This window comes from Flavobacterium algoritolerans, from assembly GCF_030010385.1.
Lineage (GTDB): Bacteria > Bacteroidota > Bacteroidia > Flavobacteriales > Flavobacteriaceae > Flavobacterium > Flavobacterium algoritolerans.
This window is the reverse complement of sequence record NZ_JASCRZ010000002.1, coordinates 146,913-164,409: the sequence shown is the minus strand read 5'-3', so window position 1 is coordinate 164,409 and position 17,497 is coordinate 146,913. Positions and strand designations below refer to the sequence as shown.

Here is a 17,497-nt window from a genome sequence, read left to right as displayed (position 1 = left end):
AAAATAATTTCATCATAAAATTTCATACTATATTGAATCACGCAACGTTACACCTCAAAAAGGACGAAAAGAAATAATTGTTAATGATTTTTCTCCAGTTCGTGTTTTTACCTTAAAACGAAATACAATTATTTTATATCTAAATGATTTTTAAATCATTAGAACAATTGACCGAAAAACTATAAACATGACACTTTTGCAATTGTTACTAGACAAAATTAAAAACATAGTCTTTAGCTTCCTTAATGTAAATTATATAATCTTTTATCATAATTACGTAACAAGTACTCAACCAGAGGATTGTAAATTAGCTTTATATTAATCCTAAAATTAAATATTATGAAGACTCTAATTCTTGGAATGGTTGCGTTTCTATTTTCAGTAAATATTCAAGCTCAAAATAAAAATGTTAAATCCGAAATTAAAACGACGGTAACTACTGTAAAAAACTCTGACGGCCAAAAAAAATCAGTAAAAACTCAAGAAGTAAAAGAAATTCAAAAAATTGAATTAAAAGACGCTGAATCTAATGCTTTAAACAAAGAAAGAAAAGAAACACCGGTTGAAGTAACGGCTATTACTAGCATTACTGCAAATGGAGTTACAAATATTGTTGATGTAGATAGATCCGCATATTATGATTTGAACGGACAAAAATATGAAGTCAAACTAGCTGAAAGTGGATATACGATATACCAACCTAATGCTGAAAAAGCCGCTGTTTTGAGAAAAACATCAAACAACAACTATATCTATAGTTCAAAAAACAAAACTTCTTATGGTTACTTTGATGCCAATGGAAATTTAGTTTTAGAATCCTATGATGACAAAACAGACAAAATTACGGTAGAAACTTTTGTAATTATCAAAAAATAATCTGTTTCAAAATACCTCAAAAAAAATCCTGTTTGCCGTGGCAAACAGGATTTTTTTTGTTGTAAAATATAAAAATTTTATCTTTATTCGTTATGTAAAAACGCTTGTCTGTTCAATAACGTTTCTTCACTTTCTACATGATTATCATCCGGAATACAACAGTCTACAGGACATACTGCAGCACATTGTGGTTCGTCGTGAAAACCTTTACATTCTGTACATTTTCCTGGCACAATGTAGTACACTTCGTCAGAAATAGGAGTTTGAGATTCATCAGAATCTACTTCTGTACCATCCGGCAAAATTACTTTCCCTTTAAGTTTTGTTCCGTCTTTATATCTCCAGTCATCTGCTCCTTCGTATATTGCTGTATTTGGGCACTCTGGTTCACAAGCACCACAGTTGATACACTCGTCTGTTATAATAATTGCCATTTTTCTATAGTTTTAAAGTCTTAATATCGAATGTCGAATGTCAAAATTCTTTTGACATTAGGACTTTTGACTTTCGACATATTTATGCTTATTTTTGTGCAAAATTACAATCAAAACTATTCATAAGCAAACATTATGACATTAGAAACAAAAAAAAGTGTTTTTGTTGAATTAGGAAAATTCCTAAGTCAATTTTCTGAAGATAATACTTACCGAAATCCGAGTGTTTTGCACAACGATGTGTTTTTTGAAGATTTCATAGCATTAATAAAATTATCTCAATCCCATAATGGATGGTATACACCAAAGCAAGTGTATTTTGCTATTCAATCTTGGGCAGAGGCATTAACTACAGAAAACTTAAATCAATGGCTTTCGGCTTATGACTTTCCAATAAAAGAACCTAAAAATATCGCCTTAATTCTTGCAGGAAATATTCCGTTAGTGGGTTTTCATGATTTCCTTTCCGTTTTAATTACAGGGAATAACGTATTGGTAAAAACATCCTCAAATGACCAACATTTATTGCCTTTTTTAGCAAAGTACATCCTGGCAGTTGCCCCTGAATTAGCCAATAACATTACTTTTGTAGATGGAAAATTAGAAAATTTTGATGCAGTAATAGCTACAGGAAGTAATAATACGGCACGTTATTTTGAATACTATTTTAAAGACAAACCTTCTATCATTCGAAAAAGCAGAAACTCAATTGCTGTCTTGAATGGAAAAGAAACCAAAGAACAACTAGCATCTTTAGGGGAAGATATATTCCGCTATTTTGGATTGGGTTGTCGCAATGTTTCTAAACTTTTTGTCCCAAAAGGATATGTATTTGACACGTTTTTTGAAGCTATATTCGAATACCAAGACGTGATACATTATGAAAAATATGCTAACAATTACGATTACAATAAGGCCGTTTTCTTGATGAGTAATTTCAAATTATTAGACAATGGCTTTTTGACAATAAAAGAAGATCAAAGCCATGCCTCACCTATTTCTAGTGTGTTTTATGAGTTTTATGAGGACATCAATGAATTGAAAACAAGATTACAATCTGAAAACGAACAAATTCAATGCATCGTAAGTGACAATCTTATAGAAGGCAGTATTGATTTTGGACAAACCCAAAAACCTAAATTATGGAATTACGCAGATAACATCGATACTATTTCGTTTTTGTTAACAACATAGTTGAAATATGTTTAATTATTTCGAATTATTTAACGCCTTTTAAATTCCTATTGCCGAAATTTGCACTTTAATTTTTTGGACTTAAACTACACCATGAAAAAACACAACTACAGCGCAGGACCTTGTATTTTACCACAAGAAGTTTTTGAAAAATCAGCACAAGCAATATTAAATTTTAACGATTCAGGATTATCGCTTTTAGAAATTTCGCATAGAAGCAAAGACTTCGTTGCCGTAATGGATGAAGCTAGAGCAATTGTTATTGAACTTTTAGGCCTTGAAGGCAAAGGATATCAAGCATTATTTCTTGCTGGCGGAGCTAGTTTAGAATTTTTGATGGTACCTTATAACTTAATGAAAGAAGGCGGAAAAGCGGCTTATCTTGATACCGGAACATGGGCTTCAGGCGCTATAAAAGAAGCAAAACTTTTTGGAGATACAGTTGTTGTAGCTTCTTCTAAAGAACAAAATTACAATCACATTCCAAAAGGATATACTGTCCCTGCAGATGCTGATTATTTCCATTGCACAAGTAACAACACTATTTTTGGTACACAAATGAAGGAATTCCCGTCACTTGATATGCCAATTGTATGTGATATGAGTTCTGATATATTTTCAAGAGAATTGGATTTTTCTAAATTTGATTTGATTTATGCAGGAGCTCAAAAAAATATGGGTCCGGCAGGAACTACTTTGGTTGTTGTAAAAGAAGAAATTCTTGCTAAAAACAACCGAATTATCCCAAGTATGTTGGATTACACTAAACATATCAAAGCAGAAAGTATGTACAATACTCCTCCTGTTTTTCCAGTTTATGCTTCATTATTGACATTACAATGGTTGAAAAACCTTGGTGGAATTGCTGCTATAGAAAAAATAAACAATGCCAAAGCGGCATTACTTTATGCAGAAATAGACAGGAACCCATTATTCAAAGGGGCTGCAGTTGTTGAAGACCGTTCAAACATGAATGCTACTTTCTTATTAAATGATGAAGCACATGCTGCAACGTTTGATGCAATGTGGAAAGCAGCAGGCATATCTGGATTACCTGGACATCGTTCAGTAGGTGGTTACAGAGCTTCTATGTACAACGCACTTCCGTTAGAAAGTGTTCAAGTATTAGTTGATGTAATGAAAGAATTGGAAGCAAAAGTTTAGTTTTCAGTTTCACAAAAAACACCAATTGAATTCTGAATACCTAGCCCCGATAGCAGTGAAAATCCTTTTTTAAGGTTTTTACCGAAAAAAAGATTGTAACGGATAGCGGGAAATAGCTCCAGAAAAATAAAATAATAAATTAAATATGAGGATGAGATTACTTCGTTCCTCGCAATGACATAAAAAATGAAAGTATTAGCCAATGACGGAATTTCAAAAAGTGGAATTCTAGCTTTAGAAAAAGGTGGATTTGAAGTTATAACTACAAAAGTAGCTCAAGAGCAAGTAGCTAATTTTGTAAATGAAAATAATGTAAGTGTAGTTTTGGTACGTAGTGCAACTAAAGTTCGTAAAGATATCATTGACGCTTGCCCAGGATTAAAAATTATAGGTCGTGGTGGTGTAGGAATGGATAATATTGATGTGGATTATGCTAAAAGCAAAGGAATTCATGTAATCAATACTCCAGCTTCGTCATCAGAATCAGTAGCAGAATTAGTTTTTGCACACTTATTTTCTGGTGTTCGTTTTTTACACGATTCTAACAGAAATATGCCTCTTGAAGGAGATACAAACTTTGAAGGTTTGAAAAAAGCCTATGCAAACGGAGTTGAATTAAGAGGAAAAACGCTTGGAGTAGTAGGAATTGGCCGTATTGGTCAGGCTACCGCTAAAATGGCATTAGGCTTAGGCATGAAAGTGATTGCTGCTGATATGTTTATCCCACAAGTTGATATTAAAGTGGAGTTTTTTGACGGGCAATCTATCACAACAACTATAGTTTCTCAATCATTGGAGTCTTTATTTAAAGAAGCTGACTTCATTACTTTACACGTTCCTGCTCAGGATGGTTACATCATCAGCGAGAAAGAATTAGCAATCATGAAAAACGGTGTAGGTATTGTAAACTGTGCTCGTGGTGGTGTTATTGACGAAGTGGCATTAGTAAAAGCATTAGACAGCGGAAAAGTATTATTTGCAGGATTAGATGTTTTTGAAAACGAACCAACTCCTGAAATGACTATTTTGATGAATCATAAAATCTCGTTGACTCCTCATATTGGAGCTGCAACAGGAGAAGCTCAAGATAGAATTGGTACTGAATTAGCTTCACAAATTATTAGCATATTAGGCTAGTATTTTTGACTAAATAAATAAAAAGGGATTTATTAACTTTGTTTAATAAGTCCCTTTTTTCATTAAATTTGATTTCTAATTTAAAAAATACTTTCCATGTTTGAACAATTAACACAATTAGCACAACAGTTTGGAGTAGAATCAGTTGTTAAAAACCAAGCGATTCCAAACGAGCAAAATGAAGCAGTTATGACCGAGGCAAGTAGTTCTATTTTTTCTGGGTTACAAAAAATAGTTTCAGAAGGCGGAGCAGATCAACTTGCAGGTTTATTTCAAGGAAACAATGCTCAAGACAGTTCAAATCCTGTAGTACAAAAACTCACCGAACAACTTACAGGAAGCTTAGGTGAAAAATTTGGTGTCAACAGTGAAACTGCCTCTGGTGTTGCAGGAAGTTTAATTCCTCAAATTTTAGGTTCGTTAGTCAATAAAGCAAAAGACCCTAATGATAGTAGTTTTCAAATTTCGGATGTGATAGCGGCGATTTCTGGTAATAGTGCCCAGAATTCAGGTATAATGGATGCTATATCTAAATATGGAGATCAATTTGGTTTAGACTAAAATGCAGATGGAAAAGTAGATATAAGTGATGCCATGTCAGCCGTAACAAAAAAAGGTGGCGGAATAGGAAGTATACTCGGCAAACTTTTTGGAAAATAATAAAAATAAAAATATTTATAAAAAATCATCTACTCGTTGTAGGTGATTTTTTTATGTTAAAACACTACAAACAAATCATTTAATTTTGTAAATTTAATATTCAATTTTCTGATTATGAAAAATAGTGTTTATCTATTAGCAATTATTCTAGTTTCTATTTTTAGTTGTAACACTTCAAAGTCTAATTTTCCAAGTACTGAAAAGCCTATTGCAACTCTAGGTGATACTGTGCGAATTGCCAATGACGAGCTCGAATATGAAGTAATTATAATTGATCCCGGTTTTAGCACATGGCTTAACTCCAGAGCGTTTCCAAGAGGATATCATTCGCAAAGCTATTTAGAGAATAAAAATCAATTTTATGTCAGCGAGTGGAATAGTCGTGTTATGCAACCTATGCGATACAATCCGAATTTATATGAAATGTCCATCAATTATGATCCAAATATTGATTATGGCTACGAAGTAAATTATCTGATTTACAATTACATGATTTATTTTCAAAATACCTACAAACAAAAACTTTTTGGTTTAGTCCCCATCAGATAATGTTACTATATTTGTAATCATTATAAATAAAAATGAATAAACTAAAACAACGTTGGGGAATTGAAACTAATTTCCAACTCATAATCATATTTATCGTTTTTGCAATTACCGGCTCGGCTTCGGCATGGTTGTCAAAACCGTTTTGTTTTTGGTTGGGAATTACAAAAGAAGACTTAGGATATTGGTTTACACCAGTGCGATTAATTTTAATCTTCCCTATATACCAAGTGCTTTTAGTCCTAATTGGATTTATTTTTGGGCAGTTCAATTTCTTTTGGGCTTTCGAAAAAAAGATGCTGAAACGTATGGGGTTGGGATTTCTTTTTAAAGAATAAAAAAACGCCTCAGTTACGAGGCGTTTTTGTTTTTAATCCAATACTTATAAATCCAAGTCAATGTAAACGTTGGTATAAAATCTGAAAAGGGTAAAATTTCTTCCAGAAAAGTAACTACACCTCCTACTCGTCCTATGGTTCCTTTATACATCCAAGTCATTAGAAACCCAGCTAATGGCGCCCAAATTACATCTGAGAATTCTCCAACCAACGGAACCGTAAACGATACTAATCCTATTGCATCAAACAGAATTCCTAATAGAAGATTTCTAGTTTTATTGTTTTCTGCGCTAACGGGCACTTGTTCTGTCATACTATTTCAATTTATCAGAAAGTTGTACAAATCCAATGCCAATTATTTTTTGAGCTTGTCTTGATACATTTTTTTCAGCTTTTCAATTTTTGGAGTTATCACATAACTGCAATATCCTTGAGTCTTGTTTTGATTGTAATAGTTTTGATGATAATCTTCGGCCTCATAAAATTTAGAAGCTGCAGAAATCTTAGTTACAATTGGTTTGCCAAACGTATTCTCACTGGTCATCAAAGCAATATAATCTTCCGAAACTTGTTTTTGAGTAGGATTATGGTAAAAAATCTCACTGCGATATTGCGTTCCAACATCATTTCCCTGACGATTTAACGTAGTTGGGTCATGTGTAGCAAAAAATATTTCCAATAATTCTCCAAAACTTATTTGGCTTGGATCAAAAGTAATTTCAATAGCTTCCGCATGGCCCGTATCTCCATTACAAATATCCTTGTAGGTTGGATTCACCGTATTGCCGCCAATATATCCTGAAACAACTTTTTTCACTCCATTTAATTCTAAAAAAACTGCTTCTGTACACCAAAAACAACCTCCTGCGAAGGTTGCAACTTCCAATCCGTTTTGTATTTCCATATTTTTTATTTCTTTACTTTTTGGCACATTAATTCTATTTTCTTTTGCACAAAATGAAAAAGGCAATAGTGCCAGAAAAATACCAATTATTTTTTTCATCATTACCAATTTAGAATCAAATTTATTCATTAAAACGAACTGATTATTCGATATTAACTAAAGTTTATATTTTGTCAAAGCAAAATATATTGGGATGCATTTAATAATCATTAAAATCTTTGTTTCTTTGTGAAAATAGTTTCAAAATGATACAAGCCAAAAATCTACATAAATATTACGATCAACTACATGTGTTGAAAGGAGTCGATTTACATATTCAAAAAGGAGAAATTGTCTCTATCGTAGGGGCTTCGGGAGCCGGGAAAACGACTCTTTTGCAAATCCTTGGAACTTTAGACAAGCCTACAGTCGAAAATGGAATTGAATTACGCATCAACAATGAAGACATTCTGACTATGAATGACAAAACCTTATCTAAATTCAGAAATTTAAATTTAGGTTTTATTTTTCAATTTCATCAATTACTACCTGAATTTACGGCTTTAGAAAATGTTTGCATTCCCGCTTTCATTGCTAATAAATCAAAATCGGAAACGGAGATTGAAGCAAAAAAACTGCTGACTTATCTTGGACTCTCCCATCGAATGAATCACAAACCCAATGAACTTTCTGGCGGAGAACAACAACGTGTAGCGGTTGCAAGAGCCTTAATCAACAAGCCTGCAATCATTTTTGCAGATGAACCTTCGGGAAATCTTGACACAGCTTCGGCTGAAAACCTGCATCAATTATTCTTTAAATTGCGTGATGAGTTTGGGCAAACCTTTGTCATTGTTACCCATAATGAAGATTTAGCGAATATGGCCGATAGAAAATTAATAATGATAGATGGATTGATTAGTAACTAAAAAATTTTAGGTTTAAAGTTCATTCGACACTAAGAGCCGCATTAAACTTTAATAATAGAAAATGAATTCTTCAGAACTCAAATCGTTTCTTGACGAAAAAGTGGTACAGTACAACACACTCGACTTTATCGAAAGTGATCCTGTTCAAATTCCACATTTGTTTTCACAAAAAGAAGATATCGAAATTGCCGGTTTTCTAAGTGCTACAATAGCTTGGGGAAATCGCAAAATGATTATCAAAAATTCCCATAAAATGATGGATTTAATGGGAAATGCACCTTATGATTTTGTTATGTCACATTCCGAAAATGATTTGGAACGACTAGAAAATTTTGTGCATCGCACTTTTAACGGTCAGGATTTTGCAAGTTTTATCAGAAGTCTAAAAAACATCTATGAAAACCATGATGGATTAGAATCCGTATATGCTAAAAACCAAGAATTAGCAACCATGCAAAAAAGTATCTCGGAATTCAAAAAGACATTCTTCGAAATTCCCCATCAATCTAGAACCCAAAAACACATTTCAGACCCTCTGAAAAATTCTGCAGCCAAGCGAATAAACATGTATTTACGCTGGATGGTGCGCCAGGACACTAAAGGTGTCGATTTAGGGATCTGGAAAAGTATATCTCCTGCGTCATTATCTTGTCCTTTGGATGTGCACTCGGGTAATGTAGCTCGAAAATTAGGATTGCTGACCAGAAAACAAAATGATGGAAAAGCCTTAGCGGAATTAGATTTAAAACTTCGTGAATTTGACGCAAATGATCCAGTGAAATATGATTTCGCTTTATTTGGATTAGGTGTTTTCGAAAAATTTTAAATTTATTTCAGAATTTCTCAAATCGGAAAATCGATTATTCCAATTTCCAGAAAAGTAAAAAATTTGATTAAAAATTGACTTTAATTTTTATAAAACATTGTCTTTTATAAAAATCTCAAGTTAAAACCTTGCTTAAATTTTATTAAAAAAGTATCTTTTAACTTACTTTTTTACACTTTATCTGCTTTTTTTGCACTTTATCGATTGTTTTAAAAACAAAATACATTATATTTGATTACTAAAATTACTAATAAATTTAAGTTAAAGCATATAAGTAACACTACTATAAACCAATTATTTTTTAGCATTTAAAATCTGAATTATTAAGGTAATTCAAATCAATAAGACAAATGGGGAACAAAAAAAAAATAGTTTTAGCCGAAGACAATTCAGTCCTTTCATTACTGCTAAAATTTAGATTAGAAAAAGAAGGATATGAACTTCTTGTAGCTATAGATGGAAAACAAGCTATAGAATTAATTGAAGAACACAAACCCGAATTAATCTTAACAGACATCATGATGCCTTTTGTTAGCGGACTAGAAGTAATCAGTCATGTAAGAAACAAACTTAACTTACAGACTCCAGTTATTGTTTTTTCATCAGCTGGACAAGAAGAAATAGTACTCAAAGCATTTGATTTAGGCGCTACTGATTTTATGAGTAAACCATTAAGTCCGCATGAACTGGTGATACGGGTTAAAAGATTACTGGTTTAATATTTAAACTAAATAAAGTATTTAGAGATGAACGAAATTGTATACATATTAGAAAATCTTAAACGATCATCGCCAATAATCCAGTTGGCATGGGCTCTAAGTAGTATTTTTTTCGTAATCATCTCAATGCTGATCATGTATCTTAAATACTTAAGAAACCATTTAAGAGAAAATGAAAAGATAGAAGCTAAATACCAAGAAGAATATGAAACTTACTTGATTACCTATTTATATTCCGGAAATGATGATGATACTATTAGTTTAGAACAACAAGCAATTATTAACGAGTTGACCTCCTGTATCATTGATCCATTCAAGAGAAAAATTGTTGTTTCAACATTATTAAAATTACGTAATGAAATATCCGGAGAAATAGCAGAATCTATTGATAAACTTTATATTGAATTAGGGCTTTTGAGTTATTCATTGGCTAAACTGAGAAATAAAAAATGGGACATTATAACTATCGGTATAAGAGAACTTACACAGTTTAAAGTAAAAGGAGTCCATAAAGTGGTAATGAATAATATTAACCACCCAAAAAAAGAAGTTCGCAAGGAAATGCAATTATACTTGATCCATTTATTTTCTTTTAAAGGACTTGCTTTTTTAAATGTTTTAGAGACTCCCCTATCTGAGTGGGATCAGATTCAGTTGTTAGAAGTACTTCAAGTAACTGATGATACCGAAATTGCTGACATTAGACCATGGCTGAAATCTTCAAATGATTCGGTAGTTATTTTTTCTTTAAAACTTGCTAGAGTTTACAATCAATTTGAAGCAAAAGAAGAACTTATTGAATTGCTAAGCCACAAAAGTGAAAACGTTAGGGTTAATACAATTTCTGCATTGAGCCATTTGAATATTATTGAAGCCAAGAATATTTTGAAAACTAATTTTATTGAACGCACGCATGAAGAGCAAATAGCTTTTCTTAAAATGATGGAAAATGTATATGAAAGTAATGACAAAGCCTTTTTATTAGAACATATGCAACATGAAAATTTTGAAATTAAACTATTAATAATGGGGATTTTGAAAAGTATCAATTTTGAAGAGTACTCATTTTATGAAAACGAATTTAAAAAAACATTAATAGCTTAAAACAAATCGAATATGAACACAAGTAGTGTAGAAATTATAATGTCAATAATTCATTATTTTTTTCTTGTTTTTACTTTAATTGCGATTTCCTCTTACATCATATTAGGAGTAATTTCTACTATCGAGACAATTGGATATGTAAAGAAAAATAGCTTTGTTAACTACAAGGAAATATTATCTTCGACTTTTTCTCCTTCAATTTCAATTATTGCACCTGCCTACAATGAAAGTCTAAACATTGTAGAGAACGTGCGCTCACTCTTATCTAGCCATTATGTAAATTATGATGTAATCATTGTAAATGATGGTAGTAAGGATGATAGTCTCAACAAACTTATTGAAGCTTATGACTTAATTCAAATAGATCATCATATCAACGAACAAATTAAAACTAAGCCGCTAAGAAAAGGTATCTATAAATCTACAAATCCCGCATTTGATAAATTAACTATAATTGATAAAGAAAATGGAGGAAAAGCTGATGCTTTAAACATGGGACTGAATATAAGTAAAAATAAATACGTTGCTTGTATTGATGTGGACTGTTTGTTATTAGAGGATGCACTTCAAAAAATGATTAAGCCATTTCTAGAAACAACCGATGCCAAAGTTATTGCTGCCGGTGGAGTAATAAGAATTGCCAACTCCTGTATTGTTAAAGACGGTAAATTACTTGATGTAAACTTTCCTAAAACCTGGCTGGAACAAGGTCAAATTTTAGAATACTTAAGAGCTTTTTTGTTAGGAAGAATGGCTTGGAGCAGGTTAAATGGTTTATTGGTTATTTCTGGTGCTTTTGGTTTATTTGACAAAAAGATAGCTATTACTGTTGGTGGCTATGACACAAATACAGTGGGAGAAGACATGGAGATAATTGTACGAATGAGACGATATATGGAAGAAGAGAAACAAAAATATAGAGTTGCTTATATTCCTGATCCTTTATGCTGGACAGAAGCTCCAGATAATTATAAAACATTTATTTCCCAAAGAAACAGATGGACTCGTGGGACAATCGAAACACTAAAAAAACACAATAAAATAGGATTTAATCCTAAATATAATTCACTTGGGCTTATCAGTTATCCATATTGGTTTTTTTTCGAAAGATTAGCACCAATTATAGAAGTAGCTGGTATCATTTATTTTGGAATTCTTACAGTTCTCAATGAAGTAAGATGGGATTATACATTTACATTTGTTATTTTAGCATACTTATTTTCAGTACTTTTCTCTATTGTTGCAATTGTTTCAGAAGAACTAACCTACCATCAATACAAAAAGAAGTCTACCGGATTTAAATTAGTAATGATAGCTTTCCTGGAACCTTTTGTAAATCATCCTTACATTTTATATTCAGCAATTAAAGGAAACATAGACTACTATTTTTACAAAAAAATAGAATGGGGTGATATGACAAGAAAAGGAATGACAAAAGCATAATATTTAAGGCATAATTTAAAAAAAATGAAGGTTAAAAAATTTAAAAACATTTTAAACAGTAGTTATTTTAACAATAATTATGTCTACATCTATTTAACTTTTTCATTAATTGTCACATTTTGGTTGTTAAGTATATTTGAAGCGTATGCAATAGGAGCAAATTATTCCCAAAACCAGAATATAGTAACAATTTTAGGCTACAAATTATTGAACGATTTTTGGACAGGAATAGGCATTGGATTATTATTTATTCCTTTTTATTTTGCATTACTTTATATAAAAAAGCCACTTGAAGTCGTATTAATTAAGGTGTTATTTGCTTTGGTTATCATTATTCAATTTGCTCTGGTAAAATACAGCCTTACTACACACATAAATCTGGGAGCAGATCTATTGGGATATTCCATAGACGATATGTACACCACAGTTACTGCATCTGAATCGTTGTCTCTTCTCTATTTTTTACCTTTTATAATAATGCCATTATTATATTTGGGAATCAACTATCTGTTGAATAAGTATACAAATGGGCGACAAATTTTTGCGACTTCATTCATTTTCGTAATTATTTTGGGTAGTTTAAAGCTTGTAGTGCCAGATTCATCCGCTACAGTTTTTCAAAACAAACTTAATTTCCTGGCTACAGATATCATTAAGTTTCAAAATGAAAAAAGCGCGCTGGATGTTTCTAATTTATTTTATAAAAAAGAGTTTCCTTTGATAAAACCATTTAAAGAAACAGAAGATGTACTGGCTCCGTTTTTTAATATTCAAAGTGAGAAACCCAATATTGTAATCATCATGGCAGAAGGTTTAGGAAGTGATTTCATAGGGAAAAATGCCTACAGAGGTTTTACGCCATACCTAGACTCCTTAACCTCAAAATCACTCTATTGGGAAAACTTCGTCAGTAATACCGGGAGAACCTTTGGTGTAGCATCATCATTATTAGGATCGTTACCTTATGGCGAAAAAGGCTTTATGGAATTAGGCCAACTTCCTTCACACATTTCGCTAATAAGCGTACTAAAAGCAAATGATTACACTACCTCTTATTATAGTGGTGACGATTCAAGTTTTGACAGAAAAATAAATTTTCTGGAATACAATGATATCGACCATATAACTGATATAAATAAATTTGGTTCCGGTTATGTAAAAACTAAAGAGAATTCAGGTGGTTTTTCTTGGGGATATCCCGATGCTGAAATATTCAAGAAAACATTATCTGAACTAGATGGCAAAAAAATGCCCCGATTAGATGTTATAATGACGCTTTCTAATCACGAACCTTTTGATTTCCCATCAAAGGATGTTTATTTGAAAAAAGTTGACGATATAGTCAATACAAATAAGACTTTGACAGTTAAAAAAGGAGAGGTCGAAACTTACAAAGATATTTTTGCTGCTCTCCTTTATACAGATACGTCTATTAAAAACTTCATGGAGGCTTACGCCAAAAGGCCCGAATACAACAACACTATTTTCATCATTACAGGTGATCACCGATTGATTCCTATCCCTCAAAAAGATGAATTATGTCGTTTTCATGTACCTTTATTTATCTATAGCCCGATGTTGAAAAAAGCGGAGAAATTTAAATCTGTTTCGTCTCATTGGGATGTAACTCCAAGTTTACTTTCTTTTTTAATGAATAATTACAAATTCAATAAGCTTGAAAAAACAGCTTGGATGGGTCAGGGATTAGATACTGCAAAAGAATTTAGAAATATTCACCAGATCCCTTTAATGAGATACAAAGGAAGTATCAATGATTACATTTATAAAGATTATTTGTATTCTGGTGGAGAATTATATAAAATAAATGAAAACTTTGGAACTTATAAAGTTCATGAAGAAAAAATATCTAAAATCATAGCGGACTCCTTATTGAGTTTTAAAAAACTAAATGCCTATTTAACCAAGAAAAACAAAATTTTTCCTGCCTCTTTAAATATTTATGCACAACCGACAGTTCAATTTTCAAAGGCTGAATTAGCTACAATTAAAGAGTTAACAAAGGGATTGAATTTTGACCAAACTTTTATTCTTGCTAGAGATTTTGCATTTAAAAAAGATTATAAAAAGGCAAAATTACTCTGTAATTACATTTTAAATGAACTTCCTAATTATTCAGAGGTACGAACTTTAAAAGGAAGAATGCTAGCTTGGGAAGGAAAATTTCCAGTTGCTGAATCTGAATTGTTAAGTGCTATTAAAAGAACTCCTTTTGAGAACGATAGTTATCTGGCATTAATGGATGTCTATTGGTGGTCTGACCAAAATAAAAAAGCAATTGAAATCGCAAATAAAGCAGTCAGTAATGGAATTAAAAATCCAGAAATCAGCTTTAAATTGGCAGAGACCTACAAACGAATGAACAACACTAAAGATGCTAGTAGTATTATAAATGATCTTCTGAGAAAATATCCAGGAAATACTAACTATTTAATTTTTAAAAAATCCTTACGATAATGATTCCAAAAATAGGTATTAAGCTCACTTTTGTAATAGCATTTCTATTTTCTTTTCCAATGTTTGGACAAGAACAAAAATACAATGGTGACCCTGACAGTTCTTTTGAAAGAGCCCGTGAATTGGCTTTTAACAAACAGCGAAAACAAGCGCAGGACACCTTGCTGTCTATTTTGACTAAATATCCTAATTATCACGAAATTCGTTCCTTTTTAGCGACAACTTATTCATGGGATGGTGAATACAAAAAAGCCAGAAAAGAATTTGCTACTATTTTTGAGAAAGACACCAAGAATAAAAGTATTTGGGAAGCGGGAATAAAAAATGAATTATGGGGAGATATGCCCTATCCCGCATTAGAAATGACAACTGAGGCTTTGAAAAATTTCCCTAATGATCCTGAAATATTATATTTAAAAGCTAGTGCACAAGAAAAAACAAATAATCAACTAGAAGCGTTAAATACTATTGAATTAATATTAACTCAAAACCCTAACGACCAAAAAGCAAAAGATTATAAAATCAGTTTAAATAATGCTCTAAGCCAAAATGCAATAGGAATAACTTCATCCGTAGATATTTATTCAGATGTTTTTGATCCAATGCAATATTATGCATTGACGTACAGGCGACAAACTAAATATGGAAGTATTATAGGACGAGTAAATTTCAACCGAAGATTTAATGAAAATGGATTGCAATATGAAGTTGATTTATATCCTAAAATTGCAAAAGGTCTTTATGCTTATGTAAATATTGGTCTCTCAAAATCTTTTCTTTTTCCAGATGTAAGATACGGTTTGGAAATATACAAATCTTTACCTAAAAGTTTTGAAGTTTCCATAGGTTTGCGAAGTTTAAAATACAGTACAACTACAAACATATATACCGGTTCTTTGGGTTGGTACACCGGAAATAGTTATCTGGCTTTTCGTCCTTATATAACTCCAGGAGAAACTGGAACCAGTAAATCAGGAACTTTTACGTATCGAAAATACCGAAGCGATGCAGATAATTATTTAGGAGTATCCCTTAGTGTTGGCTTTTCTCCCGAAATTAATCAATTCAACATCAATGAAGATACGGCAAAATTTGTTGACTTAAAATCCCAAAGAATCAATCTTGGATATTATTTTACTTCCACAAATAAGCAAAATGCTTGGGGAACCCAATTTGGAGTTTCACACCAAGAAATAATATTTGACCAAGGAAATTACTTTTGGATTTATTCCGTTGCTTTGTCATGGGAATTAAAATTCAAGTAAAATAGCACAAAAAATACTACTCATTTCTTGAATGTAGTAGATTTTATAGTTTTACTTTCAAAAAGACTATCTTTGCACAAAATTTAAGCAAATGAGTACTTTCGAACAATTCAATCTCCCTAAATCTGTACAAAAAGCAATAGATGATTTAGGATTTACTTCTCCAACTCCCATCCAGGAAAAAACTTTTTCTGTGATAATGTCTGGAAGAGATATGATGGGAATTGCACAAACCGGTACTGGTAAAACATTTGCATACCTATTGCCTTTATTAAAATTATATAAATTTACTCCGGGACATACACCTAAAATAGTAATTCTGGTTCCTACACGTGAGCTTGTAGTACAAGTAGTGGAAGAAGTAGAAAAATTGACAAAATACATGTCGGTTCGTACCGTTGGTATTTTTGGAGGGGTAAACATCAATACTCAAAAAACAACTGTTTATCAAGGTTGCGACATACTAGTGGGAACTCCAGGAAGAATCATGGATTTAACGCTGGATAATGTGATTCGTTTTGAAGAAATGCAAAAGCTTGTTATTGATGAGTTTGACGAAATGCTTAATTTGGGTTTCCGTACCCAATTAACCGCTATTTTGGCTATGATGCCAAAAAAACGTCAAAACATACTTTTTTCTGCAACAATGACTGATGAGGTAGATGCTATTTTGAATGATTATTTTGATTATCCGGAAGAAGTTACTCTTTCCGCATCAGGAACACCATTAGAAAACATCAAACAAATTACTTATAATGTTCCCAATTTCAATACCAAAGTAAATCTATTAAAACACTTATTAGAATCTAACGAAGACATGAGTCGTGTGTTGGTATTTGTTAATAACAAAAAGATTTCAGATATGGTTCACGAACGTATCGAAGAAGATTTTGAAGGTCAGTTTGGAGTAATTCACTCGAATAAATCACAAAATTATCGTTTGAGTACGATGGCTTCCTTTCAAGAAGGGAATTTGCGTGGATTGATTACCACAGATATTATGGCAAGAGGTTTAGATATTTCTAATATCACCCATGTTATCAATTTTGAAATGCCAGAAATGCCAGAACTATACATGCACCGAATTGGTAGAACTGGGCGTGCAGATGCTACGGGAACTGCAATAAGTCTTATCACACCTCGTGAAGAAGAATCTAAAGTAGAAATAGAAGTGCTGATGAACATGGAATTAGCAATCGAAGCTTTCCCGGAAACCGTTGAAGTTTCATCGAAATTAATCGAACCTGAAAAAGACAGACAACCGATTAAGTTTATGATGAAAAAACAAAAACTGGCAGGAGATGGTGCTTTTCAAGAAAAAAGTAAAAAGAACAAGAAAGTCAACCTGGGTGGACCTGGTGTAACCAAGAAAAAAACACATGGTTCTGTTAATAGGAATATGCTGAAAACCAGAGACAAAAAGAGAAAAGACAAGAACAAATAATAACTAAAAAAGGCTAAAAAATGACAATCATTTTTAGCCTTTTTTTGTGACTCTAAATTA

The 17,497-nt window shown here is 32.1% G+C and carries 18 protein-coding genes; 15 read left to right on the top strand and 3 right to left on the bottom strand.

Going from position 1 to position 17,497, the window contains the following annotated elements:
* The first annotated feature begins 339 nt into the window (after positions 1–339).
* Positions 340–876 carry a hypothetical protein gene (locus tag QLS65_RS06320; RefSeq protein ID WP_282712407.1) on the top strand — a complete coding sequence of 179 codons (537 nt, stop codon included), beginning with the start codon at positions 340–342 and terminating at the stop codon, positions 874–876.
* A gap of 83 nt (positions 877–959) precedes the next feature.
* On the opposite strand, the gene QLS65_RS06315 is transcribed toward QLS65_RS06320, so the two are convergent.
* Positions 960–1,310: a 4Fe-4S dicluster domain-containing protein gene (locus QLS65_RS06315; RefSeq protein ID WP_282716019.1), complete on the bottom strand. Its 351-nt coding sequence runs from the start codon at positions 1,308–1,310 to the stop codon at positions 960–962.
* A gap of 135 nt (positions 1,311–1,445) precedes the next feature.
* Here QLS65_RS06315 and QLS65_RS06310 point away from each other — a divergent pair, with 135 nt between their 5' ends.
* From QLS65_RS06310 to QLS65_RS06285, 6 genes are all read left to right on the top strand, one after another.
* A complete protein-coding gene (locus QLS65_RS06310) occupies positions 1,446–2,504 on the top strand; it encodes an acyl-CoA reductase (RefSeq protein ID WP_282716017.1) in 1,059 nt (352 codons plus the stop codon).
* A gap of 93 nt (positions 2,505–2,597) precedes the next feature.
* Positions 2,598–3,668, top strand: coding sequence for a 3-phosphoserine/phosphohydroxythreonine transaminase (gene serC / locus QLS65_RS06305; protein WP_282716015.1), 1,071 nt, complete (start codon positions 2,598–2,600; stop codon positions 3,666–3,668).
* Between the two features lie 186 nt (positions 3,669–3,854).
* A complete protein-coding gene (locus QLS65_RS06300) occupies positions 3,855–4,805 on the top strand; it encodes a D-2-hydroxyacid dehydrogenase (protein WP_282712403.1) in 951 nt (316 codons plus the stop codon).
* 96 nt (positions 4,806–4,901) lie between these two features.
* Entirely contained in the window at positions 4,902–5,366 is a 465-nt protein-coding gene (locus QLS65_RS06295) for a DUF937 domain-containing protein (protein ID WP_282716014.1), read from the top strand.
* Between the two features lie 213 nt (positions 5,367–5,579).
* Positions 5,580–6,014 (top strand): DUF6146 family protein, encoded by a 435-nt coding sequence (locus QLS65_RS06290; RefSeq protein WP_282716012.1) that lies wholly within the window; start codon positions 5,580–5,582, stop codon positions 6,012–6,014.
* Between the two features lie 32 nt (positions 6,015–6,046).
* The gene (locus QLS65_RS06285) at positions 6,047–6,349 is read left to right on the top strand and encodes a DUF6787 family protein (protein ID WP_282712399.1); all 303 of its coding nucleotides are present in this window, start codon (positions 6,047–6,049) and stop codon (positions 6,347–6,349) included.
* Between the two features lie 13 nt (positions 6,350–6,362).
* Here QLS65_RS06285 and QLS65_RS06280 read toward each other — a convergent pair whose 3' ends face one another.
* Positions 6,363–6,662 (bottom strand): hypothetical protein, encoded by a 300-nt coding sequence (locus tag QLS65_RS06280; RefSeq protein WP_282716010.1) that lies wholly within the window; start codon positions 6,660–6,662, stop codon positions 6,363–6,365.
* A gap of 42 nt (positions 6,663–6,704) precedes the next feature.
* Entirely contained in the window at positions 6,705–7,253 is a 549-nt protein-coding gene (gene msrA, locus QLS65_RS06275; protein WP_099716293.1) for a peptide-methionine (S)-S-oxide reductase MsrA, read from the bottom strand.
* A 245-nt stretch (positions 7,254–7,498) separates the two neighbouring features.
* Here msrA and QLS65_RS06270 point away from each other — a divergent pair, with 245 nt between their 5' ends.
* The 8 genes from QLS65_RS06270 to QLS65_RS06235 all read left to right on the top strand — a co-directional run bounded on the left by QLS65_RS06270 (position 7,499) and on the right by QLS65_RS06235 (position 17,437).
* A complete protein-coding gene (locus QLS65_RS06270) occupies positions 7,499–8,161 on the top strand; it encodes an ABC transporter ATP-binding protein (RefSeq protein ID WP_282716008.1) in 663 nt (220 codons plus the stop codon).
* A gap of 61 nt (positions 8,162–8,222) precedes the next feature.
* Entirely contained in the window at positions 8,223–8,987 is a 765-nt protein-coding gene (locus QLS65_RS06265) for a TIGR02757 family protein (protein ID WP_282716006.1), read from the top strand.
* Positions 8,988–9,337: 350 nt separating this feature from the next.
* The gene (locus tag QLS65_RS06260; RefSeq protein ID WP_282712395.1) at positions 9,338–9,706 is read left to right on the top strand and encodes a response regulator transcription factor; all 369 of its coding nucleotides are present in this window, start codon (positions 9,338–9,340) and stop codon (positions 9,704–9,706) included.
* 135 nt (positions 9,707–9,841) lie between these two features.
* Positions 9,842–10,810, top strand: coding sequence for a HEAT repeat domain-containing protein (locus QLS65_RS06255; RefSeq protein ID WP_282716004.1), 969 nt, complete (start codon positions 9,842–9,844; stop codon positions 10,808–10,810).
* A gap of 12 nt (positions 10,811–10,822) precedes the next feature.
* A complete protein-coding gene (locus tag QLS65_RS06250) occupies positions 10,823–12,253 on the top strand; it encodes a glycosyltransferase family 2 protein (protein ID WP_282712393.1) in 1,431 nt (476 codons plus the stop codon).
* A 24-nt stretch (positions 12,254–12,277) separates the two neighbouring features.
* Positions 12,278–14,728: a sulfatase-like hydrolase/transferase gene (locus QLS65_RS06245; protein WP_282716002.1), complete on the top strand. Its 2,451-nt coding sequence runs from the start codon at positions 12,278–12,280 to the stop codon at positions 14,726–14,728.
* Positions 14,728–15,993, top strand: a complete 1,266-nt coding sequence (locus QLS65_RS06240; RefSeq protein ID WP_282716000.1) for a YaiO family outer membrane beta-barrel protein — start codon at positions 14,728–14,730, stop codon at positions 15,991–15,993. Before QLS65_RS06245 ends, QLS65_RS06240 begins: the two co-directional genes overlap by 1 nt.
* A gap of 91 nt (positions 15,994–16,084) precedes the next feature.
* Positions 16,085–17,437, top strand: coding sequence for a DEAD/DEAH box helicase (locus QLS65_RS06235; protein ID WP_282712389.1), 1,353 nt, complete (start codon positions 16,085–16,087; stop codon positions 17,435–17,437).
* The last annotated feature ends 60 nt before the right edge of the window (positions 17,438–17,497 follow it).

What these genes read in the sequence shown, in the direction of transcription:
- QLS65_RS06290 (WP_282716012.1), top strand. Translation starts at nt 5,580, where the DNA reads ATGAAAAATAGTGTTTATCTATTAGCAATTATTCTAGTTTCTATTTTT.
- serC (WP_282716015.1), top strand. Translation starts at nt 2,598, where the DNA reads ATGAAAAAACACAACTACAGCGCAGGACCTTGTATTTTACCACAAGAA.
- QLS65_RS06255 (WP_282716004.1), top strand. Translation starts at nt 9,842, where the DNA reads ATGTATCTTAAATACTTAAGAAACCATTTAAGAGAAAATGAAAAGATA.
- msrA (WP_099716293.1), bottom strand. Translation starts at nt 7,253, where the DNA reads ATGGAAATACAAAACGGATTGGAAGTTGCAACCTTCGCAGGAGGTTGT.
- QLS65_RS06295 (WP_282716014.1), top strand. Translation starts at nt 4,902, where the DNA reads ATGTTTGAACAATTAACACAATTAGCACAACAGTTTGGAGTAGAATCA.
- QLS65_RS06245 (WP_282716002.1), top strand. Translation starts at nt 12,278, where the DNA reads ATGAAGGTTAAAAAATTTAAAAACATTTTAAACAGTAGTTATTTTAAC.
- QLS65_RS06300 (WP_282712403.1), top strand. Translation starts at nt 3,855, where the DNA reads ATGAAAGTATTAGCCAATGACGGAATTTCAAAAAGTGGAATTCTAGCT.
- QLS65_RS06250 (WP_282712393.1), top strand. Translation starts at nt 10,823, where the DNA reads ATGAACACAAGTAGTGTAGAAATTATAATGTCAATAATTCATTATTTT.
- QLS65_RS06310 (WP_282716017.1), top strand. Translation starts at nt 1,446, where the DNA reads ATGACATTAGAAACAAAAAAAAGTGTTTTTGTTGAATTAGGAAAATTC.
- QLS65_RS06265 (WP_282716006.1), top strand. Translation starts at nt 8,223, where the DNA reads ATGAATTCTTCAGAACTCAAATCGTTTCTTGACGAAAAAGTGGTACAG.
- QLS65_RS06320 (WP_282712407.1), top strand. Translation starts at nt 340, where the DNA reads ATGAAGACTCTAATTCTTGGAATGGTTGCGTTTCTATTTTCAGTAAAT.
- QLS65_RS06270 (WP_282716008.1), top strand. Translation starts at nt 7,499, where the DNA reads ATGATACAAGCCAAAAATCTACATAAATATTACGATCAACTACATGTG.
- QLS65_RS06235 (WP_282712389.1), top strand. Translation starts at nt 16,085, where the DNA reads ATGAGTACTTTCGAACAATTCAATCTCCCTAAATCTGTACAAAAAGCA.
- QLS65_RS06315 (WP_282716019.1), bottom strand. Translation starts at nt 1,310, where the DNA reads ATGGCAATTATTATAACAGACGAGTGTATCAACTGTGGTGCTTGTGAA.
- QLS65_RS06280 (WP_282716010.1), bottom strand. Translation starts at nt 6,662, where the DNA reads ATGACAGAACAAGTGCCCGTTAGCGCAGAAAACAATAAAACTAGAAAT.
- QLS65_RS06285 (WP_282712399.1), top strand. Translation starts at nt 6,047, where the DNA reads ATGAATAAACTAAAACAACGTTGGGGAATTGAAACTAATTTCCAACTC.
- QLS65_RS06240 (WP_282716000.1), top strand. Translation starts at nt 14,728, where the DNA reads ATGATTCCAAAAATAGGTATTAAGCTCACTTTTGTAATAGCATTTCTA.
- QLS65_RS06260 (WP_282712395.1), top strand. Translation starts at nt 9,338, where the DNA reads ATGGGGAACAAAAAAAAAATAGTTTTAGCCGAAGACAATTCAGTCCTT.